Annotated in this window: 25 protein-coding genes and 2 riboswitches; of the genes, 18 read left to right on the top strand and 7 right to left on the bottom strand. The window is 38.5% G+C overall.

All coding sequences use genetic code 11. The features are described 5' to 3' along the window. Window positions 1-23: 23 nt before the first annotated feature. The 3 genes from ACO1DI_RS17885 to ACO1DI_RS17875 all read left to right on the top strand — a co-directional run bounded on the left by ACO1DI_RS17885 (window position 24) and on the right by ACO1DI_RS17875 (window position 3,074). The gene (locus ACO1DI_RS17885; RefSeq protein ID WP_014461859.1) at window positions 24-1,313 is read left to right on the top strand and encodes a lysine N(6)-hydroxylase/L-ornithine N(5)-oxygenase family protein; all 1,290 of its coding nucleotides are present in this window, start codon (window positions 24-26) and stop codon (window positions 1,311-1,313) included. A gap of 143 nt (window positions 1,314-1,456) precedes the next feature. Further along, window positions 1,457-1,969: a type 1 glutamine amidotransferase domain-containing protein gene (locus tag ACO1DI_RS17880; protein WP_014461858.1), complete on the top strand. Its 513-nt coding sequence runs from the start codon at window positions 1,457-1,459 to the stop codon at window positions 1,967-1,969. A gap of 358 nt (window positions 1,970-2,327) precedes the next feature. Next, window positions 2,328-3,074 carry a CAP domain-containing protein gene (locus ACO1DI_RS17875; RefSeq protein ID WP_014461857.1) on the top strand — a complete coding sequence of 249 codons (747 nt, stop codon included), beginning with the start codon at window positions 2,328-2,330 and terminating at the stop codon, window positions 3,072-3,074. Window positions 3,075-3,312: 238 nt separating this feature from the next. Here ACO1DI_RS17875 and ade read toward each other — a convergent pair whose 3' ends face one another. Further along, a complete protein-coding gene (gene ade, locus ACO1DI_RS17870; RefSeq protein WP_423145508.1) occupies window positions 3,313-5,049 on the bottom strand; it encodes an adenine deaminase in 1,737 nt (578 codons plus the stop codon). Window positions 5,050-5,132: 83 nt separating this feature from the next. Continuing rightward, window positions 5,133-5,234, bottom strand: a riboswitch (purine riboswitch). A gap of 182 nt (window positions 5,235-5,416) precedes the next feature. Next, window positions 5,417-5,644: a DUF1128 domain-containing protein gene (locus ACO1DI_RS17865; protein WP_013055127.1), complete on the bottom strand. Its 228-nt coding sequence runs from the start codon at window positions 5,642-5,644 to the stop codon at window positions 5,417-5,419. Between the two features lie 176 nt (window positions 5,645-5,820). On the opposite strand from ACO1DI_RS17865, the gene ACO1DI_RS17860 reads away from it, so the two are divergent. The 3 genes from ACO1DI_RS17860 to ACO1DI_RS17850 are packed head-to-tail and all read left to right on the top strand — an operon-like array spanning window position 5,821 to window position 7,526. Further along, window positions 5,821-6,294: a low molecular weight protein-tyrosine-phosphatase gene (locus tag ACO1DI_RS17860; RefSeq protein WP_013055128.1), complete on the top strand. Its 474-nt coding sequence runs from the start codon at window positions 5,821-5,823 to the stop codon at window positions 6,292-6,294. 39 nt (window positions 6,295-6,333) lie between these two features. Continuing rightward, window positions 6,334-6,672, top strand: coding sequence for a hypothetical protein (locus ACO1DI_RS17855; RefSeq protein WP_014461854.1), 339 nt, complete (start codon window positions 6,334-6,336; stop codon window positions 6,670-6,672). Between the two features lie 14 nt (window positions 6,673-6,686). After that, a complete protein-coding gene (locus ACO1DI_RS17850) occupies window positions 6,687-7,526 on the top strand; it encodes a YihY/virulence factor BrkB family protein (RefSeq protein ID WP_013081521.1) in 840 nt (279 codons plus the stop codon). 229 nt (window positions 7,527-7,755) lie between these two features. Here ACO1DI_RS17850 and ACO1DI_RS17845 read toward each other — a convergent pair whose 3' ends face one another. Together ACO1DI_RS17845 and ACO1DI_RS17840 are read right to left on the bottom strand one after the other, a co-directional pair. Then, on the bottom strand, window positions 7,756-9,675 hold the full coding sequence (locus ACO1DI_RS17845; protein ID WP_033580743.1) for a heavy metal translocating P-type ATPase: 1,920 nt from the start codon (window positions 9,673-9,675) through the stop codon (window positions 7,756-7,758). Between the two features lie 225 nt (window positions 9,676-9,900). Beyond that, entirely contained in the window at window positions 9,901-10,050 is a 150-nt protein-coding gene (locus tag ACO1DI_RS17840; RefSeq protein WP_013055132.1) for a BH0509 family protein, read from the bottom strand. Window positions 10,051-10,258: 208 nt separating this feature from the next. On the opposite strand from ACO1DI_RS17840, the gene ACO1DI_RS17835 reads away from it, so the two are divergent. Then, on the top strand, window positions 10,259-10,576 hold the full coding sequence (locus tag ACO1DI_RS17835) for an ArsR/SmtB family transcription factor (RefSeq protein ID WP_013081523.1): 318 nt from the start codon (window positions 10,259-10,261) through the stop codon (window positions 10,574-10,576). A 15-nt stretch (window positions 10,577-10,591) separates the two neighbouring features. Further along, a complete protein-coding gene (locus tag ACO1DI_RS17830; RefSeq protein WP_116741731.1) occupies window positions 10,592-11,518 on the top strand; it encodes a cation diffusion facilitator family transporter in 927 nt (308 codons plus the stop codon). 15 nt (window positions 11,519-11,533) lie between these two features. On the opposite strand, the gene ACO1DI_RS17825 is transcribed toward ACO1DI_RS17830, so the two are convergent. Continuing rightward, complete coding sequence (locus tag ACO1DI_RS17825) at window positions 11,534-12,718, bottom strand: MFS transporter (protein WP_042992359.1); 1,185 nt, start codon at window positions 12,716-12,718, stop codon at window positions 11,534-11,536. Between the two features lie 181 nt (window positions 12,719-12,899). Between ACO1DI_RS17825 and ACO1DI_RS17820 the strand changes: the two genes are divergently transcribed. The 3 genes from ACO1DI_RS17820 to ACO1DI_RS17810 all read left to right on the top strand — a co-directional run bounded on the left by ACO1DI_RS17820 (window position 12,900) and on the right by ACO1DI_RS17810 (window position 14,459). Beyond that, on the top strand, window positions 12,900-13,355 hold the full coding sequence (locus ACO1DI_RS17820; RefSeq protein ID WP_014461849.1) for a DUF3237 domain-containing protein: 456 nt from the start codon (window positions 12,900-12,902) through the stop codon (window positions 13,353-13,355). A 25-nt stretch (window positions 13,356-13,380) separates the two neighbouring features. Continuing rightward, window positions 13,381-13,869: a phenolic acid decarboxylase gene (locus ACO1DI_RS17815; protein WP_423145507.1), complete on the top strand. Its 489-nt coding sequence runs from the start codon at window positions 13,381-13,383 to the stop codon at window positions 13,867-13,869. Between the two features lie 206 nt (window positions 13,870-14,075). Continuing rightward, window positions 14,076-14,459, top strand: coding sequence for an OsmC family protein (locus tag ACO1DI_RS17810; RefSeq protein ID WP_028412448.1), 384 nt, complete (start codon window positions 14,076-14,078; stop codon window positions 14,457-14,459). 19 nt (window positions 14,460-14,478) lie between these two features. Here ACO1DI_RS17810 and ACO1DI_RS17805 read toward each other — a convergent pair whose 3' ends face one another. Continuing rightward, window positions 14,479-14,892, bottom strand: coding sequence for a pyridoxamine 5'-phosphate oxidase family protein (locus tag ACO1DI_RS17805; protein WP_034263743.1), 414 nt, complete (start codon window positions 14,890-14,892; stop codon window positions 14,479-14,481). Between the two features lie 200 nt (window positions 14,893-15,092). Between ACO1DI_RS17805 and cax the strand changes: the two genes are divergently transcribed. Together cax and ACO1DI_RS17795 are read left to right on the top strand one after the other, a co-directional pair. Next, window positions 15,093-16,148 (top strand): calcium/proton exchanger, encoded by a 1,056-nt coding sequence (cax, locus tag ACO1DI_RS17800; protein WP_045291973.1) that lies wholly within the window; start codon window positions 15,093-15,095, stop codon window positions 16,146-16,148. 141 nt (window positions 16,149-16,289) lie between these two features. Beyond that, window positions 16,290-17,090 carry a YfkD famly protein gene (locus ACO1DI_RS17795; protein ID WP_014461844.1) on the top strand — a complete coding sequence of 267 codons (801 nt, stop codon included), beginning with the start codon at window positions 16,290-16,292 and terminating at the stop codon, window positions 17,088-17,090. Window positions 17,091-17,126: 36 nt separating this feature from the next. On the opposite strand, the gene yfkAB is transcribed toward ACO1DI_RS17795, so the two are convergent. Beyond that, window positions 17,127-18,245 (bottom strand): radical SAM/CxCxxxxC motif protein YfkAB, encoded by a 1,119-nt coding sequence (gene yfkAB / locus ACO1DI_RS17790; RefSeq protein WP_014461843.1) that lies wholly within the window; start codon window positions 18,243-18,245, stop codon window positions 17,127-17,129. 204 nt (window positions 18,246-18,449) lie between these two features. On the opposite strand from yfkAB, the gene ACO1DI_RS17785 reads away from it, so the two are divergent. The 5 genes from ACO1DI_RS17785 (at window position 18,450) to ACO1DI_RS17765 (ending at window position 24,634) form a co-directional block, all read left to right on the top strand. Beyond that, window positions 18,450-18,635: an SE1561 family protein gene (locus tag ACO1DI_RS17785; RefSeq protein WP_013081532.1), complete on the top strand. Its 186-nt coding sequence runs from the start codon at window positions 18,450-18,452 to the stop codon at window positions 18,633-18,635. A 170-nt stretch (window positions 18,636-18,805) separates the two neighbouring features. Continuing rightward, window positions 18,806-20,347 carry a fumarate hydratase gene (locus ACO1DI_RS17780; protein ID WP_080564784.1) on the top strand — a complete coding sequence of 514 codons (1,542 nt, stop codon included), beginning with the start codon at window positions 18,806-18,808 and terminating at the stop codon, window positions 20,345-20,347. A 94-nt stretch (window positions 20,348-20,441) separates the two neighbouring features. Beyond that, window positions 20,442-21,251 (top strand): delta-lactam-biosynthetic de-N-acetylase, encoded by an 810-nt coding sequence (pdaA, locus tag ACO1DI_RS17775; RefSeq protein WP_182029404.1) that lies wholly within the window; start codon window positions 20,442-20,444, stop codon window positions 21,249-21,251. A 162-nt stretch (window positions 21,252-21,413) separates the two neighbouring features. Continuing rightward, window positions 21,414-22,799, top strand: coding sequence for a 23S rRNA (uracil(1939)-C(5))-methyltransferase RlmD (gene rlmD / locus ACO1DI_RS17770; protein WP_423145506.1), 1,386 nt, complete (start codon window positions 21,414-21,416; stop codon window positions 22,797-22,799). A gap of 252 nt (window positions 22,800-23,051) precedes the next feature. Then, a riboswitch (glycine riboswitch) is annotated at window positions 23,052-23,132 on the top strand. Window positions 23,133-23,290: 158 nt separating this feature from the next. Then, a complete protein-coding gene (locus ACO1DI_RS17765; RefSeq protein WP_423145505.1) occupies window positions 23,291-24,634 on the top strand; it encodes an amino acid permease in 1,344 nt (447 codons plus the stop codon). Window positions 24,635-24,904 lie beyond the last annotated feature (270 nt).

Here is a 24,904-nt window from a genome sequence, read left to right as displayed (position 1 = left end):
TTTTTATGAAAGGGAGTTTAAAGATGACAAATAAGCAGTATGACATGGTGGGAATAGGAATAGGACCTTTTAACTTAGGCTTAGCGGCCCTTGCTGAGCCTCTTGATGAAATTGATGCCGTCTTCTTTGATAAAGAAGAGAAATTTGAATGGCATCCGGGCATGTTAATTGACGGCACGGACTTGCAGATTCCATTTCTAGCAGACTTAGTTACCTTTGCGGATCCAACAAGCCCCTATTCTTTTCTAAATTATATTCACAAGCAAAAACGCTTGTATCCGTTCTTTTTCTTTAATCGTTTTGACATTCCGCGTCAAGAATACAACGAGTACGCAAAATGGGTAGCGGAGCAGCTATCTTCCTGCCACTTTTCTTCAAAAGTTGTGGACGTGATACCGAAAAATGAAGAAGAGTATTATGAAGTAAAGGTAGAAACACCTGAGGGAATTCAAACAGTAAATGCTAAACACGTTGTAATGGGAACAGGAAGCATTCCACTTGTGCCTCCGGCTTTTGACAAAAAGCTGAGTGAGCATATTTTACACAGCAGCGGCTATTTACATAAAAAAGAAGAGATTCAAAAAGGAAAGCATGTAACGATTGTTGGTTCAGGGCAAAGTGCTGCAGAGATTTTTCTTGATTTACTAGAAGAACAGACTGAACATCATTACCACCTTACATGGTTTACAAGATCCTCGAATTTTTTTCAGCTTGATCAATCCAAGCTTGCTCAAGAGTTATTTTCGCCAGATTATGTAGATTACTTTCATTCGCTGCCTTTTGAGGAACGTACAAGTACGGTAGAAGATTTAAATCCTTTACGTCACGGAATTGAATCTTCTACCTTAACGAAAATATATGATTTACTTTATCATCGTTCCCTTAAAGGGAAAGTACCCGTTACGATTCAAGCTTCGACTGAAGTAAGTGATATTCATAAAAAAGGAAATGCATATGAGCTGGAGTGCAAACAATTAAAGGCTGAACGCTCTTTTCAATACGAAGCAGATCGTTTGATATTGTCCACGGGCTATAAGCCAAAGATTTCGCCGTTCATCGAACGAATAAAAGATGATATCGAATGGGAAGATGACAAGCGTTTCAAAGTCACAAAAGATTACCGGCTTGTCTTTAAACACCCCCGTAACCACCACTTTTTTACGTTAACTAATATCGAACATTCACATGGATCTGGCGCAACAAATCTTGGTTTATCCGTTCAGCGCAATCAGCGTATTCTGAACGTGATTGCAGGGAGAGATGTGTACCCAGTTCCAGAAGAGATGACGTTCCAGACATTTAATTTGTTTTGAATTTCTGCTTTATAAAAATCTTCAATATGGTTTTTGATTATTGTAGAAAAGTTTTTTACTCATAAACTATGTTTAAAAGAATAGTGTACGGGTATTTTATTTATAGAACATTAGTACACAAATCAATTAAGGAGTTGCTTAGAATGAGTAAGAAAATTGCAGTATTAGTAACAGATTTATTTGAAGATGTGGAATATACAGATCCAGCCAAAGCCTTTGAAGAAGAAGGCCATACGCTAACAAAAATCGACGTTAAAACAGGTGAAGTAACAGGTAAACAAGGCGAAACAACATTAACAATTGATAAAGCAATTGGGGATGTAAAACCAGAAGATTTTGACGCATTGTTTTTACCGGGAGGTTTCTCACCAGATATCTTGCGTGCGGACGATCAAGTCGTAGCTTTCACAAAATCATTTATGGATGAAGGCAAACCTGTTATGGCTATTTGTCACGGACCACAGCTGCTAATCAATGCTGAAACATTAAAAGGACGTGACGTAACTGGTTTCAAATCAATTGCTATTGATTTGAAAAATGCAGGTGCAAACTTCCATGACAAAGAAGTGGTGGTATGCGGTAATCAACTAGTTACAAGCCGTACACCAGACGATATGGAAGCATTCGTACGTGAATCAGTAAATGTCTTAAAATAAGCAAATAATATTAGTAAAACTTTCTGTAAAAGGCGATAACAGGGTGATTTACCACTCTGCTGTCGCCTTTTTTGTATGTAACGTTTTTGACGAGGAATTTACAGTTATATTACCGCATTGGATGGAGCTGTTTCTCAAAGTATATGAAAACCTTTTACTATCAATAGATGGAAGCCGCGTAATATAATCGAAATATTTTTTACATAAGTGTGAGTATAATTTTGGTAGCTTAAAAGGCGTTGCGAGTTTCATAGTTTTCATGCAACAATGAGGGTGCATCACGAGATTGGCTTGCTACAAGCTTAGATGCGTTGCGGTTTTACAAAAAACTTTATTATCACATAGGAGGATTTCAAACATGAAGAAAAGGTTTCGTATTGCCACTGTCGCAGGTGCCGTATCATTAGGATTACTAACAGCAGGACAAGCAAATGCAGCAGCTCCTGATTGCAACACTCCAAAACAAATTAACATTAAAGATGCTCAAGCAGCACAAAATATAAATGTAGATGAGCTATTAAAGAAATTTAACGCTCAAGGACAATCTGCTCAAGCAGAAGCTCCACAACAAGAAACACAAACACCAGAGCAAGCTGAAGCAGCTCCACAGGAACAAGCAAAAGCACCAGAGCAAAGTGAAGAGGCAAAAGCTCCTGAGCAAACACAGCAAAATACAAAAGCTCAACAATCAGAAAATACTGATAAAGCAGAACAAACAAAAGATGCTAGTCAATTTGAACAAAAGGTAGTAGATTTAGTGAACCAAGAGCGTGAAAAACAAGGTCTGAAACCTCTAACACTTAACAAAGAATTAAGTGACGTTGCACGCACTAAATCAAAAGATATGATGGATAAAGGCTACTTTGACCACAATTCACCAACGTATGGTTCACCATTTGATATGATGAAACAATTTGGCATTGAATATACAACTGCAGGTGAAAATATTGCAAAAGGTCAGCAATCTCCTGAGGATGTAATGAATGCTTGGATGAATAGTGACGGTCACCGCAAAAACATTCTAAACCCTGATTTCACTGAAATTGGTGTTGGATACGTCAAAGGTGATACTACGTACTGGACTCAACAATTTATCGGTAAGTAATACAAAAAGAGCAGGATATACCTGCTCTTTTTTGCGTTTTTAGCTGTCCAATTTGGGTATAGTAAAGTAAGAACACGTAAAGGAGTGCCTTAAATTGGGACGTATAGTAAAAAAAATTCTAGTCGCTGTTTTTCCTATCCTGTTAAAAGAAGGATATCGTCATTATAAAAATCGTAAAACTCGAACTACCCCCTCTAAAGGGTATAAATAAAAAGGACTCGAAAGAGTCCTTTTTATTTTATGCTTGAACAGGGATATGCTTAAATTCTTTTACGTTAAATAATCCTTTGTCGGTTAATTTTAGACATGGAATAACAGGTAAGCTCAAGAAAGATAAAGTCAGCAACGGATTGAATTTCTGTGAGATATCGAGATCATGAAGAGCTCCGTGAAGCTGCTCAAGTAAGCTGTTCACTTCATTGTAAGGATGAGGTGACATTAATCCTCCGATGGAAAGAGGGAGGGAGCCAATCACTTCATTGCCTTTTACAATAACAATACCTCCGCCGATTTCTTCAATTGCCGCAATTGCTTTTGCTAAATCCTCGTCATTTGTTCCTACCGCTACGATGTTATGTGAATCGTGAGCAATCGTAGTAGCAATCGCTCCGTCCTTTAACTGAAATCCTTTTACAATTCCAAGACCAATATTTCCTGTCAGATGATGACGCTCAACAACCGCCATTTTCAGCTGATCGTTTTCTATAGAAGGCTGAAATTCATTTTGTTTCACCTGAACTTCTTCTACAATATGATTTGTAAGCAAGCTGTTTGTATTAATTTCAATAATATTAGCGCGATTGTGCTGAAGTGGTATCGTAAGTTTGTTGATAGAAAACTCTTTCAAATGAACAGAATTCATTAGTTCTGTTGGAAGATCAATTTGTTCTTCATGAACAGAAAGCATCTCTCCATTTTCAGCAATGAGCTCTCCGTTTTGATAGACGTGTCCTGCAGATATATCGGTTAAGTCGTCGAATAGAATAAAATCAGCTTTGTAACCAGGAGCAACGGCACCTCTATCTTTTAACCCGTAGCATTCGGCGGCATTTAATGAAGCCATTTGAATAGCAATTAATGGATCCAGCCCGAGTTCAATAGCAAAACGAACATTATAATCAATAGAACCTTCCGTTAATAAATCATCTAGGTGTTTGTCATCTGTACAGAATAAAAATCTGCGTGCGTTGCGTTCATTTACAGCGGGTAATAATTGCTTCAAATCTTTAGCGACAGAACCTTGGCGGATCAGAACATACATCCCGCGCTGAATACGTTCAATTGCTTCTTCTGCTGTTACGCATTCATGATCTGTTGAAATGTTAGCGGTACGATAAATATTAACGCCCGTAGCATCTAACCCTGAGCCGTGCCCATCAATTACGCCATTTGCATCGTTAGCTGCTTGTAATTTATCGAGCATATCGTTATCTCCATCTCGCACAGCAGGGAAATCCATCACTTCTGCTAATCCAAGCACGCGAGGGTGAGAGAAAAATGGCGCTAAGTCAGCTGCTTTTAAGACGGCTCCAGAGCTTTCAAAAGGAGTTGCTGGAACGCTTGAAGGTAAGTTCACAAATACGTCTAAGGGAATGGAATCCGAGTTTTGAAGCATAAATTCAATGCCAGATTTCCCTGAAACATTCGCAATTTCATGAGGGTCCGTTACGACAGTTGTGACGCCTCTAGGTACAAGAAGTTTTGAGAACTCTTTAGGTGTAACCATTGATGATTCAATGTGAACGTGTCCATCAATGAATGTAGGAGAAATGTATTTTCCTTTTGCATCCACGACGTTATTCCCATCGTATTGACCTATTCCAACAATCACTCCATTTGCAATCGCAATATCGGCTTCGATGATGGAAAGCGTAAAGACATCGATAATTTTCCCGTTTTTCACTACAAGATCTGCAGGTATTTTTTTATTGGCAACAGCAAGCTGTTTTTTTAAGGTTGTTTTTGTATTTGACATGAATGTGACTCCTCTCATTGTATAACTGAATAACAATGAAGGACTATGTAAGGGAGAACATAAAGAAGAATAAAAATGCAGTATGAATGATGTTCAACCCTCGTAGTCCAACTATTTACGGTAGTTCGGTAGAAACTCTTGGACCCTATTTCCAAGACTATACGAGCTTTAGGTATTTCGATACATTCTATAGACAAATAATAAAAACGTCAATTCCTAATAAAAAAGAAAGATTTTTGGGAATATTTCATCTATGTGTATGTAAACGATTTAACTCTTATTTGCTCGCTAAAAGGTGCAGCATTCATGTATAGAAAAAAATGTAGAAAAAACCGTCAATGGCTATTAGTCATTGACGGAGTTGTCATTAAGCTTGTTTACGCAGTGTACCTAATTCTTCCGCGATCGCTTGCATTTCACTTGGGCTAAAAGAATCTTTTCTCATTACCATATCGTATAAGTACTTTAAGTCTTCATACATTTCTTCGTCAAAAGCTTCAGCTTTAATTGCTCCGATATTTAGCATGCGCAATTTTTCACTAATGCTATCGACCATATGTTTAATATTCTCTGGAGATTTTACTGATAAATCCACTTTGTTCATCCTTCCAGTTGCGTTTTTTTTATTGTAACATGTTTTTATCGTGTGAACACTTTTATGTCAGGTTCTTATCCACAGAAGAGTGGAAACGATATAAATAAAAGAAAACTATTTTTTAGTTTAAAAATGATTGTATATAATGTTTGTAATAAGGGAAAGGAGTCGAGACTATGATTAACGTATTATTCGTTTGTTTGGGAAATATTTGTCGTTCACCGATGGCAGAAGCGGTTTTTAAAGATATGGTGAAGAAAAAAGGGCTAGAAGGACAAATTCACGTAGATTCTGCAGGCACAGGAGGCTGGCACAAAGGCAATCCTCCTCATGAAGGGACGCAGTCTATTTTAACGAAAAACAACATTGATTTTAAAGGGCAAACAGCAAGACAAGTGATTCAAGAGGATGTAGCTAAATTCCATTATATTATTGGAATGGATGTCGAAAATGTAGGAAATCTGAGAAGGATGGCTGGACATACTAAAACAGGTTATATTGCAAGGCTTTTGGATTTTGTGCCCGATTTACATATTGAAGATGTGCCTGACCCTTATTTCACGGGGAATTTTGACGAAGTATATGACTTAGTTCAAGAAGGATGCAAGGCTCTGTTAGACGAAATTATAGAGAAGCATTTCTCGGAATAAGAGATACTTAAAAAATAAAAAACGGAGGAGAAACGACAAATGGGTAAACGAAATAAGCTAGTAGAAGGTATTGTCATTGGAGCAATTATAGGAGGAGCTGTTTCTTTATTTGATAAAGAAACAAGAAGCGCCGTCATTCAAGGAAGCAAAAAACTGAAAGACAAAACAACAACTCTTATTCAGCACCCTGAACTTGTAACGCATACTGTCAAAGAGAAATATGAAACCATTCGCACGACCATCGAGCAAGTTTCTGAAGATGTATCATTTGTAGCAGGAAAAGTAGAAAAGTTAAAAGAAACAACGCCTCAGGTGATGGAAATTGTAAACGATACAAAAGAAGCATTTGCGGAGAAGTATGGTGATGAACAGAAATAAATAAGGAGGCACATATGGCTGGAATGTACATAAATAACATCGTAAGGTTTGGCAAAGAACTGATGGGCCGCATTCATCGAGATGAGCTGCCCAGTTTATCAGCTGAATTGGCTTATTATTTGCTGCTCTCGCTATTTCCTTTTTTAATTTTCTTAATTACGCTGATTGGATTTTTGCCATTGGAATCAACAGACCTGCTTGACTTGGTCGAAAATGTAGCGCCACAGCAAACGCTGCACATGATTGAAAGCAACGTTTCCCATATCATTGGTTCTCATAATGAAAAGCTATTGTCCTTTGGTATCATTGCGACGATGTGGTCTGCTTCAAATGGAATTAATGCGATTGTAAGAGCATTTAACCGAGCGTATCACGTACAAGAAAATCGGCCTTTTTTAGTGGCGAGAGGTATGGCAGTTCTCCTTACTTTTGCGATGATATTTGTTATTATTGTAGCGCTTTTACTTCCGGTTTTCGGTCATATGATTGGTCTTTATTTATCGTCTACGTTTGGGTTTTCAGAAACTTTTCTCGCTTTATGGTCTGCTTCCCGCTGGATTATCAGCGGTCTCATTTTGTTTACCGTTTTTACGGGGTTATATTACTTTGCTCCTAATAAAAAGCTGCTGATTCGAAATGTTGTAAAAGGAGCGGCTTTTGCTACGGTCGGATGGACAGTGGTATCAATGCTGTTTGCGTATTACGTAAATCATTTCAATAACTATACAGCTACATATGGAAGCTTGGGCGGAATTATTATCCTGCTTATTTGGCTGTATCTATCAGGTATGATTATCGTTATTGGAGGAGAAATTAACGCTATTTTCTACGACCGTCGAGTTAAATCTTCATAGTCACAAATTGGGATGAAATCATTCGCAAGATATGAGCATACTAACAAAGTGAAAGGGAGGTTTTACATCATGACAAAGCATACGAAAAAAGACGGAAGCAATACAAAGCAAAATAAAAAGAGCCAGCCCAAGCATAAAACAAGCAACAGCCAAAATGGACAAAACGGTTACCATTAAGGAATTGATTTCCATAATAAAAAGCCTAACAAATACGTTAGGCTTTTTTGAGTTAAGATTTTAGCAAGCGAAGGCCGTTTAAAATAACTAAAATGGTGCTGCCTTCGTGACCTATAACACCAAATGGCATATCAAGCACTTGGAAAAAATTCGAACAAATTAATAGAAAGATGACGGCAATAGAAAAAATAACGTTTTGTTTCACAATTGAATTCATCCGTCTGGAAAGAGCTACTGCATCCGAAATTTTTGATAAATCATTTTTCATTAAAACGATATCGGCTGTTTCAAGTGCGACATCCGTTCCTTCTCCCATGGCTACTCCAACGTTAGCAGTAGCCAGAGCAGGTGCATCGTTAATGCCATCTCCCACCATTGAAACGGTAGGGAATTTTTCTTTTAAAGCTTTAATTTTATCTACTTTCGCTTCAGGCAAACATTCTGCAATGTATTCATCGACGGCACATTCTTTTGAAATGGCTTCGGCTGTTTTTTCGCTGTCTCCTGTAATCATGACGGTATGAATCCCCTGCTCTTTAAGAGATTTAACAGCGTCTACAGCTTCTGTTCGTACAACGTCTTTTAGGGCAAGCAATCCTACAATACCATGCTGGTCTTTTGCGTACACAATCGTTTTTCCTTCACTGGCAAGCGTAGATGAAATCCCATTTTCAAATTCAGCTGCATCTTCTTTACCTACAAAATCTGCTTTTCCTATCTTCCACGTATCTCCTTGAAGAGACCCAATGACACCGTATCCGGGAACGTCTTCAAGCGAATCTGGCTGAACGAGCGTCAATTCCTGCTTATTTTTCACAAAGTCAACAATGGACTGAGCAAGCGGATGATTGGACTGGCGTTCAATTGATGCTATTTTAATAAGAAATTCCTGTTCGTTCATATCAGAACGGACAATGACATTTGTCACCTCTGGCTTTCCTTTTGTTAACGTTCCTGTTTTATCAAAAGCAATTGCGCTTAAATGACTTAATCTTTCCAAATGCACGCCGCCTTTGAACAAAATTCCTTTTTTTGCTCCGTTTGAAATAGCAGACAGCGAAGCAGGGGTGATAGATGCAACCAGAGCGCAAGGAGACGCTACAACTAAGAGAATCATTGCACGGTAAAATGTCTCGGTCCAGCTCCATCCAAGCACATAGTGTGGGAGAAACAGCATAACTGCTACAACCGATAGAACAATTTTTACGTATGTGCCTTCAAATCGTTCAATAAACAATTGAGAAGGCGACTTTTCACTTTGAGCTGTTTGAACAAGTTGAATGATCTTTTGAAACAGCGTCTCAGCACTTGGCTTTGTCATTTTGATGGTAATGGCGCCTTTCACATTCACCGTGCCCGCGAATACTTCATCATCGAGCTGTTTTAGTACAGGAACAGATTCCCCTGTAATAGCAGCCTGATCAATCGTTGTTTGACCTGAGACAACAATACCATCGGATGGCACTCGTTCACCCGGCTTAACTAGCAGCAAGTCACCGATTTGTAAATCCGAAATGGAGACAATTTCTTCTTGGTCTCCAATCAGACGCGTTGCTTCTTGCGGCTGCAAATTCATCAAGGCGCTAATTTCTCGGTTGCTTTTATTCATGGTGTACGTTTCTAATGCACCGCTTAATGCAAAAATGAAAATAAGCATAGCACCTTCTGTCCAGTAGCCAATTACAGCCGCTCCAATGGCGGCAATAATCATTAACATTTCCACGTTTAATTCTTTATTTTCAATCGTTTCTTCAATGCCTTCTTTTGCTTTAGCAAATCCACCTATCACATAAGCTAATACAAAGAGCGTGATAGATACAGCTGTATCCTGCTGTTTTGACAGCAGCCAGCCGGCTAAAATAAGCACTCCGCTCAATAGTGCAGCAATGAGTTCACCATGTGTTTTTAATACGTTGACAGCAGAAGATGTTTGCGGCGTTTGTTCTTGTTTTTTAGGTAACGCATTTTCCATACAAATCCTCCTTGAACGATAATTGAGAAAAATAATCACAATCATTACCCCTAAAAAAGCACGAAAGCTGCCATCTCAGCGATAGCAGCACACTTTTTCCATTTATTATCTTTTGAATTGGGATATTTAGTATAGTATAGCACGGAACAAGCAAGGAGGTAACAACTAATGCTTAAAAAATAAAAACAGAATGCAGCTGGACGTCTGCATTCTGTAAAAAACGTACTACATATCTAAATGCTCTTCATAATATTTATAAGCGGAAGTGTAAATGTGCTCGATATCGGCATCCGTCATGTACATTAAGGTTTCACGGTCAATCCCCTTCATTGTTTCAATAAATGTAATCATGTTTTTACGTTCTTGTCTGCTCATTTATTATTCTCCTCTCCATCTGTTTTAATACAGTTTATTATATTTAATTGTATTATATAACAGAAAAAGTATTTTGTGTGGATTTTTTTTTAAAATAGGCAAAAAAATTTTGAAAGACGTAAATAATTGACTATATAGAAAAATGCGTTTTATAATTTATATATGAACATATGCTCATATACTTGCATATAATGAACGGAGAGATGTTATGAAAAAAGATGAACATTCGTTTTTATCACCTCAAACAGTAGAAGAAGCATCAAGAATACTAAAAGCTATTTCAGATCCCACGAGAATGAAAATTCTTTATTTGCTATTTCAAGAAGAGTGTTCAGTGGGTCATATGGTTGAAGTGCTTGGTGTTTCACAATCAGCTATTTCACATCAGTTAACTCACTTGCGTCATTTACGTTTAGTAAAATATCGCCGTGAAGGGAATACGTATTTCTATACGTACGATGATGAACACGTAGTTGGAATACTGCATCAAGTAATTCAGCACGTAGAATGCGCACACAACGAATAAAAGGAGGGGCTTTGCATGAGTCATGATCATCACCACCATCATCATGGTCACCATCACCATTTTGATACACAGCGTGAAGGCAACAAAAAAGGTCTGTTAATTGCACTAATTATCACAGCGGGTATTATGGTTCTTGAGTTTGTTGGAGGGCTTTTTACAAATAGTTTAGCGTTATTATCCGATAGCGGACACATGCTTTCTGATACAAGCTCACTTGCTCTTAGCCTTGTAGCGATATGGTTTGCTAATCGAGCTGCATCGGCTAAAAAAACGTACGGTTATTATCGTTTTGAAATATTAGCGGCTCTTTTTAACGGAGTGGCACTGTTTGTAATAGCAGGATTTATCATATATGAAGCCTATCAGCGCGTATTAGAGCCGCAGTCTGTTGCCAGCGGCAGCATGATGCTGATTGCTACTGTTGGTTTACTGGCTAATTTAATCAGCGCATGGTCACTTATGAGACAAGGCGATGTAAAAGGAAATGTAAATTTACGCAGCGCTTACTTACACGTATTGGGAGATGCTTTAGGATCTATTGGAGCTATTGTAGCGGGGCTTCTTATGATGCTGTTTGGATGGTATATTGCTGATCCGATTATTTCTGTAGTTGTGTCTGTATTAATTTTAAAAAGCGCTTGGGGCGTGCTTGCTCATAGTGTTCATATTTTGATGGAAGGCTCTCCTGAAGGAGTGGATCACAGTGAAATAAAAAACCTTCTTGAAAACATTGAAGGAGTCACAGATGTGCATGATTTACACATTTGGACGATTACTTCAGGACTGGACTCATTGAGCTGTCATATGCGCGTAGAAGATGAAAAAGATTGTCAGCAGATTTTGCAAAAAGCCATTGATTTAGTACACGATCACTGCGGTATTGAGCATACGACGATTCAAATTGAAAAATCAGCTCTTCAGCACACAACGCTAAAAGTTTAAAAAACAAGCGAGAACTTAGATGTTCTCGCTTGTTTTTTGTTGCATAGGCATTTTTTGTCCGAATACAAAAAGAACGATAAAAATACAGCAAAGCATCCCGCTGATAATATTAAAAAAGCTGATATGGTGAAAGAACTGAATAAACGTGCCGCCTATGTAAGGGCCGGCAAGGCTTCCGATACTAAAAGCAATGCCGCATAGCAAATTACCTGTAGGCAGTAGACGAGTAGGAATCAAGTCCGTCATATAGCTGATTCCTAAACTAAACGTAGAGCCTACAACCATGCCTGCTATAAATAAACAAGCTACTAATGGAATAGAGGTGTCTTCCAAGAGACTTGCTGTAAAAAAAGTCATGGCTCCAATTGATAAAATCCACCCTAATACCAATTTCCGTCCCAATTTATCGCTCAGTATGCCAAGAGGAAGCTGAAACACAATAGCTCCAACTGCAAAAGAAGTCAGCAGAAGTGAAATAAACTCTACTTGCAAACCAATTCGTAAACCATATACAGGAAAGCTTCCGTTCAGTGATGATTCTAAAAAACCGTATCCAAAAGGCGGTAAAAAAGCAATCCAAGCATATTTCGCCGCTTTAGAAAATCGTTTAGCCGTTTCTTTTAATGAATTAACCTCCACTTCCTGTAGGGGAAATTCATTTTTTATCAAAAATAAAAAGACCCACGTTAGAAGACATAGAGCGGATGAAATCATAAAAGGCAGCGCTTGATTAATTTCAATTAACGGCGTCATTAAAGGTCCAACAGCAAAACCAATACCGAAAAAAAGCCCGTATAATGAAATATTTCGACCTCGTTTATCAGCAGGGGAAGACGATGTAATCCAAGTTTGAGTTCCAAAGTGCAGCGCGTGATCTCCTATTCCAATAAATAAACGGAGCACAAACCAAAATACAACAGATTTCCACAGGGGAAACAAAGCTAAAGATACAATAACTAAAAGTCCCCCTGCTGCGATAATTGGTTTATATCCGTATCTGCGAAGCGGCGCTTCCATGAACGGAGAAATAAATAAGATGCCCAGGTACAATCCAGTTGCGTTTAATCCGTTTATAGTAGAGGAAAGGCCGTCTTTCTCAAAAATAATAGCAATTAAAGGCAGCAGCATGCCTTGGCTGAATCCAGAAATGGCGACAAGGCTAACTAAAATCCAGAAACGTTGTTGATGAGTAGCACTCATAGCATTCAACCTCTTTTTATCTATATTTTGTCAATCCAACTGTTTAATCGTACAAGGAAAACGCTTTATTGACAAGGATATAAACAGGCTGTGCTGTCCATTTGACATCTTTATGTAAGGAGAGTAGAATAAAACATGTAAATAGTTACATGTTTTTGTTTACAATTAAGAGGTGATTGCTATGATAGAACCAGAGCTTAAAAAAATAGCGACATTTACAATTAATGTTGGTACACCTGTTGTTATTGGTCATACGGGCTTGGGGAAAAAACAGTTTATTCCCATTAAGTCAGGTACTGCATATGGAAAGATAAAAGGCTTAATCCTTCCGAGCGGAGCAGATTCTCAAATTATTCGTTGGGATGGACGCGTGGATTTATCTGCTCGTTATGTGATTCAAACAGAAGATGATGAACTTATCTATATTGAAAACAACGGAATTCGTCAGGTTAGCGAAGAATTTAGAGACCAGGCTGCTGAAGGTAAAATTGTACCTCCAGAGCATGTATATTTCCGTACGATTCCTGTCTTTGAAACAGGAAGTGCAAAGTATAAGTGGTTACAGAACCGCATGTTTATAGGCGCTGCTGTAAGAAAGCCAGACAGCGTTGTGCTAGATATATACGAAGTTTTATAAACCAGACCAAAGGAGAGGTATAAACATGGAAAAATTTATTGGAAATCATATGATTTACACATACGAAAACGGATGGGAATATGAAATTTATATTAAAAACGAAAATACAATTGATTACCGTATTCATAGCGGAATGGTGGCAGGAAGATGGGTTCGCGACCAAAAAGTAGATATTGTGAAATTAACAGAAGGTGTATATAAAGTATCGTGGACTGAACCAACGGGAACAGATGTATCTTTGAACTTTATGCCTGATGAAAAACGCATGCACGGCATTATCTTCTTCCCAAAATGGGTACATGAACATCCTGAAATCACAGTATGCTATCAAAATGATCATCTCGATTTAATGCATGAGTCTCGTGAGAAATATGAGACATATCCAAAATACGTGGTTCCGGAATTTGCTGACATTACATTTATCAAAAATGTCGGAGTGGATAATGAGGAAGTTATCGCTCAAGCGCCTTACGAAGGAATGACGGATGATATTCGCGCTGGAAAATTAGTTTAATACGGAGTCATAAAAAAGGCTAGTACAAAAGTATGTTAGTTGAAGGAAGATCCGAACGAATTTGATTCTTGATCAAGAATCAAATTCGTTCGGATTTTTTTATTGTGATGGTGCCCGGAAATAAACCGCGGTGTAACAAGTGATCCATATTGAGAGTAGGTGGTTATATAAAAAGGAGTTTATAATGAAGTAAAGGAGTGAAGAAAATGGAATTTAACATGAAAAAAGAAGCGGGATTTACGACAGATCTTCCTTATGGAGAGCTACATATCGCAGGAGATGAAGAGTATGGCTTTCGTCCTTATCAGCTAATGACATCGTCCATTGCCGTTTGCAGCGGAGGCGTGTTAAGAAAAATTCTAGAGAAAAAAAGAATCGCTTTTTCTGATTTACGCATCCAAGCTGATGTAACGCGCAATGATGAAAAAGCGGGGCGAATCGAAAAAATTCATTTGCACTATATCATCACAGGAGAAGACCTGCCATTAGACAAAATTGAAAAATCGATTGAGCTAGCCCGAAAAAATTGTTCAATGCTACAGTCGGTTATTGACAGTATAGAAGTGACAGAAACCTTCGAAATAAAATAAAAGTGGACATTGTCCACTTTTATATTTCTTTTGGTTTGCTTCCGGCTTTATCAAAATAGCGCATGCGTTCAGGAGTCAGCTGAAGAAGCAAAAAATTTGGGTCATCTGGACTTTTAATCCACTCTTTTAACTTTTCATTCCAAAATTTCTTTTTTAACTCTTCGTTTGTTTCTACATTTACTTTGGCTTCTACCTCTACATACGGATCACTCCAACCTTGCCCATCATAGCCTAACAAAATATGAACGTAAGGGTTTTTTTCTAGTTCTTCGACTTTGTGGGTATCTTTATTGGTGGCGGTGTAAAGCACAAGATCTTCATGAAAAAACATCATAAAGCGTGAATAAGGTTTTCCATCTTGAATCGTAGCTAACGTTCCGATTGTATAGTCATCCAGTACCGATAAAATTTGATTTTTTACATCATTACTCATTTTTTCACTCCTCATTCTATCTCATTATCCTTGGTAGTTTGGCTGATTTTTAAATATCTTAATCAAAAATCAATTAGAGGTTTATCATTTATAAAAATAGGTTAAAAATACTAACATTGACGGTGAGTCTATACAAATTCCATTAATTTGATATGATTGATTTTGTTGTCAAAAAATGAATAAGGTAGGTGTACATATCGATGATCAATCGGATTTTTCTGATAGCGGTTATTCTTGGGGTGCCGCTATCTGTTATTGGGCACATGATGCACTGGTCAGATGTTCTTATGTTTATTATTTACTGTTTAACAATCATTGCCCTCGCAGCTTTTATGGGAAGAGCTACAGAGAGCTTAGCTGTTGTAGCTGGTCCTCGGATAGGCGGTCTATTGAATGCTACCTTTGGTAACGCTGTAGAATTAATTATTTCGATTTTTGCTTTAAAAGAAGGCCTTACAGCCGTGGTGCTTGCATCGTTAACCGGTTCTGTATTAGGAAATCTCCTTCTTGTAGGCGGTCTTTCATTCTTTATCGGGGGACTTAAATTTAAGCGTCAAGAATTTAATGTCTATGATGCAAGACATAATTCTGGATTATTGATCTTTGCTGTTATCGTTGCGTTTGTTATTCCTGAAGTGTTTGCTAGCGAAATGGACGAAGCGAAGACCATGTCTCTAAGTGTCGGAATTTCCATTATTCTCATCATCTTATACTTAGCGGCGTTATTCTTTAAGCTGGTCACGCATCGAGGCGTGTATCAGCATAAAAGTGAAGAAGTGGAAGAACATGAGGAGCCAGAGTGGTCAATGTGGAAAGCGATTGCGGTTCTCTTTTTGTCTACGTTAGCTGTAGCTTACGTATCCGAAAGCTTGGTAAGTACAATCGAAATTGTATCGGAAAGCTTTGGCTGGAGTGAGCTGTTCATCGGGGTCATCATTGTAGCGATTGTTGGGAACGCGGCAGAGCATGCTTCCGCTATTATTATGGCCGTTAAAAATCGCATGGGTGTAGCTGTTGAAATTGCTGTTGGGTCAACTTTACAAGTAGCGATGTTTGTAGCACCGATATTAGTACTTGTTTCGCTAATGTTCGAAAACCAAATGTCTCTAGTTTTTACTTGGCCTGAGTTGATTGCGATGGTAACAGCTGTATTTTTAACCATTGCGATTTCTAATGACGGAGATACAAACTGGTTTGAAGGTGCAACTCTTTTAGGTGCTTATATTATTATGGGAATTGGTTTTTATCTTATTTAAAAAAGAAACGTTCACTTTATGTGAACGTTTCTTTTTGTGTAATTGAATAGAAGAATTTCCCTTTTGTTATTCAGGATAAAACAGGGGTTGTTTGAAAAAACTATGGTTGCATTCATTAACGATGTTGAAAGGAGTTTCTAGATGTTACGTAAATTGCTTTTATTTGTGTTTACCATCATTATTTCATTTTCATGTTCAACGAAGATCGCCATTGCGAAAACAGCTCAGCCTACCATCAACGTGCCTTCTTCAGCTTTAAATATCTCAAAAGAAAATACGTATCCAAATGCTAGTCAAGACACGCCATATTTGCAGCCGAGTGAGTTCACAAAAGAGCTTATTGAAACGTCAAATGTAAAAATTGAAAACCCTGATTTAATTCGTATATTAAATGAATCAAACATTTCTAAAACTCCATGGGCAATTGGTTTTAGAGCAACCATCTTTTTAGGACAGTGGCCGTTAAATTATGAATCCGCAGAAACAAACGTTAACTGGCAGCACCAGCGAATCAATACGAATCATTATGATAACAGAGCAGGAAAAACTCAGTATAAAATGATGTACAGTCAGGAAAATCAAAGCCATGTAAAAGGCGGATTAACAGCAAAAGTGCCTCAGCCTGATCATGTTAAACAAATGATGCTAATCGAAGCAGCTAAAAAAACAAAGCTTGCTTTATCTTTTCAAACGTTTGTAGGTGCTGGAACGAAAAAAGACCAGGTCTATAACGTAGCTCCTAAAAAAGTAGGTTATCTCTATGCGTACACGCCTGCTGTAAGTGAAAAGGGAAAAGTGACGTATGGAGAAGTGTATGTAACGGTAAAAGGAAGTAAGCGCTCAATTGTGGTGAGAAATGTAACGTCTCAAGGAATTGGAGCATGGATTCCTGTACAAGACTATGTTTCCTTAAGCTTTGGGGCTTACGATCAGCCGAGATAACAAAAAAGAGATTCCAGTGCTGGAATCTCTTTTTTGTTATTTTGTGATGTTCGCTTGGAGTTTGCTAAAATCAGTATCTTGATAATAGCTGTTTTTCACCAAAATATTAGGTCCCAAACAAGAGACTGCTGAACAATGACAGCTAAGTTCTTTTGAAATCGTACTTTGTTGCCACGTATCAAAAGCGTCTGTAAGCTTTGTATCTTGAATGTTGCCAAGAGGAGGCGTATCACCAAAATCCGTTACGATAATATCTCCGTCAAAAATATTTACATTTAGGCGAGAGCGCCCGTCTGGATCGTTTCGAACAGTTACATTTTTACTGCTATATAAGCGTTGTAAAAGCGCTAAGTCTTCCTCATTATTACTGCATGCATAAAAAGGTAACGTGCCGAATAGCATCCACACATTTTCATCTCGAATATCAAGAAGGTGACGAATTGCTTGGCGCATTTCAGGAAGAGATAATGTTTCTAATGTGCTGGCAAAGTCACTTGGATACATAGGGTGTACTTCGTGACGCTGACAAAGCATTTCATCCACAATTTGACGATGAATCTTTTCCATATGAGGAAGCGTACGTTTATTTAACATCGTTTCAGCTGATACCGTTACACCAGCTTTTACAAGCGCACGGCTGTTTTCAATCATTCGGTCGAAATATTTGGCGCGCTGCTCATAAGTAGGCTTTCGATCCATCATTGCAAAGCCAGCTTCCACAAAATCGTCCATCGTTCCCCAGTTGTGAGAAATATGTAAAACATCTAAATAAGGAATGATTTGTTCGTAACGAGCAAGATCTAATGTTAAATTTGAATTAATCTGTGTACGGACACCACGTTCATGTGCATACTTTAATAAAGGCACCACATAATTTTTCACAGAAGATAGGGACATCATAGGCTCTCCGCCCGTAATGCTTAACGCCCGAAGAGTTGGAATTTCATCGAGACGTTTTAAAATTAAATCAAGCGGCAGTGCGTTTGGATCTTTTGGCTGCAGTGTATATCCAACCGCGCAGTGCTCACATCGCATATTACAAAGCGTTGTTGTTGTAAATTCAACGTTTGTGAGCGTCGGTTTGCCGTATTGTTTCATATCTAAATACGCTTCCCACGGATCGAACTCCGGGGTAATTCGTTGTAAAGTGGCCATAAAAAAAACTCCTTTTATTTTTCCGTAAAGTGAAATGATTATGAAAGCATCTCACCGTCCATCCTGCTAGACTAAATTATACGTCTCATTCAAAACGGACACCAGTGACTATTATGGATTTTATTGCTTTTAGTTGTCAAATATGAAAGTATTCGTTAGGATATAAAGAAATACGAATGAAAAGCTATATCAGGAGGGTTTAAAATGGGAAACGCCGTTCGAGATAAAGATTCACAAGTACGTTATTTAAAAGATCGTTTGAATATGTTTGTACACGTATTAGACTCCATGGAGCCTGAAAATACAGACCTAGAAGACATTGACCGTTTAATTACGATGATTGATGACCTAGAAGCAAAATGTGAGCAATTTAAAAAAGATAAAGAATAAAGAAAGAACGAGAGAAAAAGCGCTAGAAAAACTAGCGCTTTTTTGCTTGAAGTGGAAATCCTCCTATAAAGGTCTTTCGAAACAATTTTTGAAGGAGTATAATAAATTTTGAAAGTTGTACGACAGATAGATAAATACATACATTATCGGGATATGGGAGGAATTAAGTGATGATTGAAGCTTTAAAACAAAGCATGTACGATTTAATTGTTGAAACATCTACAAAATTGCCAAAAGACGTTCGACGTGCTATCGCAAAGGCAAAAGCGCGTGAAAATGCAGGAACGCGTGCAGCAATGTCTTTAGCGACCATTACCAATAATATTAAGATGGCGGACGATAACTTATCGCCAATTTGTCAAGATACAGGTATGCCGACATTTAAAATTAAAACCCCTGTAGGAGTGAATCAGCTTCAAATTAAAGAAGCAATTTATTGGGCAATTGAAGAAGCAACAAAGCACGGAAAGCTTCGCCCTAACTCTGTAGATTCGTTAACTGGAGAAAACAGCGGTAATAATTTAGGCGGCGGCACGCCGGTTATTAAGTTTGAACAGTGGGAAAATGACTATATTGATGCGCGTCTTATTTTAAAAGGCGGCGGCTGTGAAAACAAAAACATTCAGTATAGCCTCCCTTGTGAAGTAGAAGGTTTAGGCAGAGCTGGTCGTGATTTGGACGGCATTCGTAAATGTGTCATGCATTCTGTATATCAAGCGCAAGGCCAAGGCTGTAGCGCCGGCGTCATTGGTGTTGGAATCGGTGGCGACCGTACAACAGGCTATGAATTAGCAAAAGAGCAGCTGTTCCGAAACTTAGATGACGAAAATCCAAATGCTCAGCTGAAAGAATTAGAAGAGTATGTAATGGAAAATGCCAATAAGTTAGGAATCGGTACAATGGGCTTCGGCGGAGAAACGACATTACTTGGCTGTAAAGTCGGCGTAATCAATCGTATTCCTGCTAGCTTCTATGTTTCAGTTGCGTATAACTGCTGGGCTTACCGTCGCTTAGGTATTAAAATCAACGCTGATACAGGAAGCGTTCAAGAGTGGCTGTATCAAGAAGGCGAAGAAGTAGATTTTAATAAAAATGCAGGCGCAGAAGAGAACCAAAATGTAGACGAAACAAAAGAAGTTGTATTACAAGCACCTATTACAGAAGAGCAAATTCGTGAATTAAAAGTTGGTGACGTAGTGCGCATCAACGGTATGATCTACACAGGACGCGACGCTATTCATAAACATTTAACAGACCACGATGCGCCAATTGATTTAAATGGACAAATCATTTATCACTGTGGCCCGGTTATGTTAAAAGATGAAGATGGAAAATGGCACGTAACCGCTGCAGGACCAACAACAAGTATCCGTGAAGAACCTTACCAAGGAGATATTATGAAGAAATTTGGTATCCGCGCGGTTATCGGTAAAGGCGGTATGGGTCCTAAAACGCTTGCTGCTCTTCAAGAGCACGGGGGCGTATACTTAAATGCTATCGGCGGAGCTGCGCAGTACTATGCTGATTGTATCAAGAGCGTAGAAGGCGTTGATTTGATGCAGTTCGGTATTCCTGAAGCAATGTGGCATTTAAAAGTAGAAGGTTTTACAGCTGTAGTGACGATGGATTCACACGGAAACAGCTTGCATGCAGATGTAGACAAGTCTTCATTTGAAAAGCTTGAGCAATTTAAAGAACCGGTATTTAAATAAACATACGTCGGGAACGTATGGTAAAAAGTAACGTTCATGAACGAGAAAATTGAGTGGATACTAAGCGTAAAATGACTTCCGAAAGGAGCTTCTTATGCGCCGGTTCACCTTTTTTCTCGTTTTTTTATTCGTGATGTCAACAGGCATAGCATCTGTTGAAGCACAAATGTATCCAAACACTCCGATCAGCTGGGGATTTCAAAAAAGTAAAAATCACAAGCCCGCATCCGCAGGTACAGCTTATGAACACATTCTTGCTAAGTATGATGCGTTTTACCTCGGCGATACAACTAAAAAAAATATTTATTTAACGTTTGATAACGGTTATGAAAATGGTTATACCCCGCAGGTATTAGACGTGCTCAAAAAAAGAAAGGTTCCTGCGACGTTTTTTGTAACAGGACACTATTTAAAAGAAGAGCCTAAGCTAATTAAGCGAATGGTAAAAGAAGGGCATATTGTCGGCAATCATTCATGGCATCACCCTGACTTAACTCAAGTGGATGATGCACGTTTTAAAGAAGAGCTGCAAAAAGTAAAAGATGAATACAAAAATATTACCGGTCGTGATGAAATGAAGTATCTTCGCTCACCTAGAGGTGTATTTAGCGAACGAACGCTAGCTCTTTCAAAGCAAGAAGGCTATACGAATGTATTTTGGTCACTAGCATTCGTTGACTGGAAAGTGAATGAACAAAAAGGCTGGCGCTACTCATACGACAATATGATGACTCAAATACATCCAGGTGCGATCATGCTTCTGCATACCGTTTCAAAGGATAACGCAGATGCGTTAGATCAAGCGATTGTGGATTTAAAAAAGCAGGGCTATACGTTTAAAAGCATTGATGATTTAATGAACGAACGCAAACAAATGAAGAAAAGTCCTTCTAAAACGAAATAAAGATAAAAACCGACGGGAATATTTCTTCTGTCGGTTTTTTGCTGTTGAAGTGTTATAATATGCGTTGATGTCTTTTTTAAAGCGATACGGTCCAATAGGTTTTAAGCAGCTAAAGACCGTTAATAACTATATAAAGAATTTAAACTAATCGGAGTTGGTCTCATGAATAAACCAAAAACTGAAATGAAAGTTCAAAAAGGACAAACGTTTCCGTTGACGATAAAAAGACTCGGTATTAATGGAGAAGGCGTAGGCTATTTTAAGCGCCAAGTTGTCTTTGTGTCGGGAGCATTACCGAATGAAGAAGTGGTTGTAGAAGCAACAAATGTTCAGCATAAGTTTGCCGAAGGGAAAATCAAGCGAATTCGCAAAAAATCTCCTCATCGCGTAGAAGCACCCTGTCCGATTTACGACCAGTGCGGAGGCTGCCAGCTTCAGCACTTATCTTATGAAGGTCAGCTAGAATCCAAGCGGGATATTGTTCTGCAAGCGTTCGAACGTCACAGTTCATTAAAAAAAGTAGAGGAAAAAACTCGCCAAACGATTGGTATGGAAGATCCGTGGCGCTACCGTAATAAATCTCAGTTTCAAGTCGGCGTGGACAAACAAAAAGTCATTGCTGGTTTGTATGGACTGAATTCTCACCGCTTGATTGATATTGAAAACTGTCCCATTCAGCATAAAGCTACAAATCACGTGACAAAAGAAATAAAACGAATTTTACAAGACCTTCAAATTCCTATCTACAATGAGCGTAAACGCCGTGGAATTGTGCGTACCATTGTATCTCGAGTAGGGTTTGAAACGGGTGAAGTTCAAATTGTCTTGATTACGGCTAAAAAAGAAATTCCGAAAAAAGAGCTGCTGATTAAAGAAATTCAGCGCCGCCTACCGGAAGTGAAATCACTCGTACAAAACGTAAACGGTCAAAAAACATCGCTTATTTTTGGAGACGAAACGTTTACACTTGCTGGAAAGTCGGTGATTCAAGAAACGTTAGGTGATATCTCATTCGAACTTTCAGCGCGTGCATTTTTCCAGCTGAATCCTCTCCAAACGGTGAAGCTATACGACGAAGTAAAAAAAGCAGCTGCGCTAACAGGCAGTGAAAAAATCGTAGATGCTTACTGCGGAGTAGGGACAATTGGCTTATGGCTTGCTAAAGATGCCAAAGAAATTCGCGGAATGGACACGATTGAAGAATCCATTGTAGACGCGCGAAAAAATGCCAAAGATCATGGATTTGAACATGCCACGTATGTGACGGGTCCAGCTGAAAAGTGGATGCCGCAGTGGGTGAAAGAAGGATGGAAGCCAGACGTAGTCGTCGTTGACCCGCCGCGAACAGGCTGTGATGACAAGCTTCTAAAAACGATTTTACAAGTAAAGCCAAAGAAAGTGGTTTACGTATCTTGTAATCCATCCACATTAGCGAAAGATGTGCAGCAGCTGTCGAAGGCTTATCATGTGGATTACATTCAGCCTGTGGATATGTTCCCTCATACGGCGCATGTGGAGAATGTAGTGAGTTTGACGTTAAAGAAATGAATAGAAAAAGAGTAAAAGAGCAGATTTGATTCTGCTCTTTTTTCTTTGTAATAAGGAGGTCTTTATCACAAGTAAAGGAACAAGGTTTTTATGTAGTATCATATTTCAAATAAGGAAAATAAATGAAACTAATTTCTCCTATTGACAAAGCATCCAACTGGTATTAGAATAAACAACTATTCGACAGTCATTCTATTGATTGAAAAATTTAATACGTAGAAAGCTATGATTGCTATGGATCACACTATAGCAGGAGCAGCTTCTGGAGAGATCGCGATAGTTTCGCGACGCCGAAGGGTTCACAATCTCAGGCAAAAGGACAGAAGAGTACCGGATATTTATTTGGCATGTTACTAATTGGTAGCATGTACCATAATATTTGTTATTCTTATGACCATGAGATTGGAGCGCATCCAATCTCTTTTTTTATTGGACTTTATTTGTAGTCCGCACGATTGCATCAAAGGTTTTATTGTTAGGAGGAATTAGAGTTGGAACAACGAGAATTAAAGAGGGATTTATCCAATCGTCATGTTCAGCTAATCGCGATTGGAGGAACCATTGGGACGGGATTATTTTTAGGTTCTGGTAAAGCAATACAGCTTGCAGGTCCCTCTATCATCTTTGCTTATTTAATTGTGGGTATTGCGCTTTTCTTTGTGATGAGAGCGCTAGGAGAACTACTGCTGTCTAAGGCAGGTTATCAATCGTTAACAGACATTGCTGAGGAATATCTTGGACCGTGGGCTTCATTCGTAACGGGATGGACGTACTGGTTTTGCTGGATCATGACAGCTATGGCTGACGTGATTGCCGTTGGCGTATATGTGAAATATTGGTTCGATATCCCTCAGTGGGTTCCTGCACTTATTTGTGTGATTATTTTATTAGGGCTTAACTTATTAACCGTAAAATTATTTGGAGAATTAGAGTTTTGGTTTGCTTTAATAAAGGTTATTACGATTCTTGCGTTAATTATTATTGGCGTTATTTTACTGGTAATGGGATTTAAAACGGATGCAGGATCGGTTACGGTTCAAAATCTTTGGAATCATGGAGGACTGTTTCCAAACGGGGTTTCCGGTTTCTTACTTTCATTCCAAATGGTTATTTTCGCATACGTCGGGGTTGAATTGGTAGGGGTATCGGCAGCGGAAACATCAAATCCCAAAAAAAATATTCCATCGGCCATTAATAAAATTCCGCTGCGAATCTTATTTTTCTATGTTGGAGCGCTTATCGTCCTTTTATTTATTAACCCGTGGATGGAATTGAATGCAGCAGAAAGCCCATTTGTTAAAACCTTTAGTTTAGTCGGAATTCCGCTTGCTGCTGGAATTATTAATTTTGTTGTATTAACTTCAGCCGCTTCTGCTTGTAATAGCGGAATGTTTTCAACAAGCCGTATCTTATATAATTTAAGTAAAAATGACCAAGGGCCATCTACGTTTGCAAAACTGAACAAAAACCACGTACCAAGCAACGGATTGTTTGTATCTACGCTGGTTATCTCGGCGGGAGCTTTGTTAAGCAAACTGATACCAGATCAAGCTTTTGGCATCGTAACAACCATTAGCGCTATTTGTTTTATTTGGGTGTGGAGTATCATTTTGATTTGCCATCTAAGATATAAAAAAACGCGTCCGCAGCTGCATGCAGCATCAACATTCAAAGCACCGTTAACACCATTTATAAACTATGTTGTGCTAGCGTTGTTTGCAGTGATTCTTATTATTATGTTGTTTTCTGATGCGACGCGCCCAGCCTTATTGTTGACACCCGTTTGGTTTATTCTCTTATTTGGTTTTTACGGGGCTGGAAGGAAAAAGAAATAGTAAATTGGTGACCTCATCATTTCGTGATGGGGTCTTTTTATTGGAGGATAAATAATTGATTTCTACTGCATGAAGAAAATGCAGGAAGCAAAGTTTATATAAGAACCCTAAAAAAAGTTTTAACAGAAAATACAGTGAAAAAGCTCATAGTTTTCTGATAGTAATGTAGAACCAAATGCTTTTCTTCTATGTCTAAAGATGGAATTCTATCATTTACATGGAAAAGTTTTCATTTTGCAGTACAATGGAGGTAGACTTCATTAGATTAAG

The sequence above is a fragment of the Priestia sp. 40 genome (genome assembly GCF_049368575.1).
GTDB classification, from domain to species: Bacteria; Bacillota; Bacilli; order Bacillales; family Bacillaceae_H; genus Priestia; species Priestia zanthoxyli.
Note: the sequence above shows the minus strand (reverse complement) of the source record. Positions and strands in the feature narration are given on the sequence as shown.

Bases quoted from the DNA above. Each gene is read 5' to 3' on its own strand.
- ACO1DI_RS17785 (WP_013081532.1), top strand. From the start codon at position 18,450: ATGGGAAACGCCGTTCGAGATAAAGATTCACAAGTACGTTATTTAAAA.
- ACO1DI_RS17835 (WP_013081523.1), top strand. From the start codon at position 10,259: ATGAAAAAAGATGAACATTCGTTTTTATCACCTCAAACAGTAGAAGAA.
- ACO1DI_RS17780 (WP_080564784.1), top strand. From the start codon at position 18,806: ATGATTGAAGCTTTAAAACAAAGCATGTACGATTTAATTGTTGAAACA.
- ACO1DI_RS17885 (WP_014461859.1), top strand. From the start codon at position 24: ATGACAAATAAGCAGTATGACATGGTGGGAATAGGAATAGGACCTTTT.
- ACO1DI_RS17810 (WP_028412448.1), top strand. From the start codon at position 14,076: ATGGAATTTAACATGAAAAAAGAAGCGGGATTTACGACAGATCTTCCT.
- ACO1DI_RS17815 (WP_423145507.1), top strand. From the start codon at position 13,381: ATGGAAAAATTTATTGGAAATCATATGATTTACACATACGAAAACGGA.
- pdaA (WP_182029404.1), top strand. From the start codon at position 20,442: ATGCGCCGGTTCACCTTTTTTCTCGTTTTTTTATTCGTGATGTCAACA.
- ACO1DI_RS17860 (WP_013055128.1), top strand. From the start codon at position 5,821: ATGATTAACGTATTATTCGTTTGTTTGGGAAATATTTGTCGTTCACCG.
- ACO1DI_RS17845 (WP_033580743.1), bottom strand. From the start codon at position 9,675: ATGGAAAATGCGTTACCTAAAAAACAAGAACAAACGCCGCAAACATCT.
- ACO1DI_RS17795 (WP_014461844.1), top strand. From the start codon at position 16,290: ATGTTACGTAAATTGCTTTTATTTGTGTTTACCATCATTATTTCATTT.
- ACO1DI_RS17830 (WP_116741731.1), top strand. From the start codon at position 10,592: ATGAGTCATGATCATCACCACCATCATCATGGTCACCATCACCATTTT.
- ACO1DI_RS17855 (WP_014461854.1), top strand. From the start codon at position 6,334: ATGGGTAAACGAAATAAGCTAGTAGAAGGTATTGTCATTGGAGCAATT.
- ACO1DI_RS17875 (WP_014461857.1), top strand. From the start codon at position 2,328: ATGAAGAAAAGGTTTCGTATTGCCACTGTCGCAGGTGCCGTATCATTA.
- ade (WP_423145508.1), bottom strand. From the start codon at position 5,049: ATGTCAAATACAAAAACAACCTTAAAAAAACAGCTTGCTGTTGCCAAT.
- ACO1DI_RS17820 (WP_014461849.1), top strand. From the start codon at position 12,900: ATGATAGAACCAGAGCTTAAAAAAATAGCGACATTTACAATTAATGTT.
- ACO1DI_RS17805 (WP_034263743.1), bottom strand. From the start codon at position 14,892: ATGAGTAATGATGTAAAAAATCAAATTTTATCGGTACTGGATGACTAT.
- ACO1DI_RS17880 (WP_014461858.1), top strand. From the start codon at position 1,457: ATGAGTAAGAAAATTGCAGTATTAGTAACAGATTTATTTGAAGATGTG.
- cax (WP_045291973.1), top strand. From the start codon at position 15,093: ATGATCAATCGGATTTTTCTGATAGCGGTTATTCTTGGGGTGCCGCTA.
- ACO1DI_RS17850 (WP_013081521.1), top strand. From the start codon at position 6,687: ATGGCTGGAATGTACATAAATAACATCGTAAGGTTTGGCAAAGAACTG.
- ACO1DI_RS17840 (WP_013055132.1), bottom strand. From the start codon at position 10,050: ATGAGCAGACAAGAACGTAAAAACATGATTACATTTATTGAAACAATG.
- yfkAB (WP_014461843.1), bottom strand. From the start codon at position 18,245: ATGGCCACTTTACAACGAATTACCCCGGAGTTCGATCCGTGGGAAGCG.
- rlmD (WP_423145506.1), top strand. From the start codon at position 21,414: ATGAATAAACCAAAAACTGAAATGAAAGTTCAAAAAGGACAAACGTTT.
- ACO1DI_RS17825 (WP_042992359.1), bottom strand. From the start codon at position 12,718: ATGAGTGCTACTCATCAACAACGTTTCTGGATTTTAGTTAGCCTTGTC.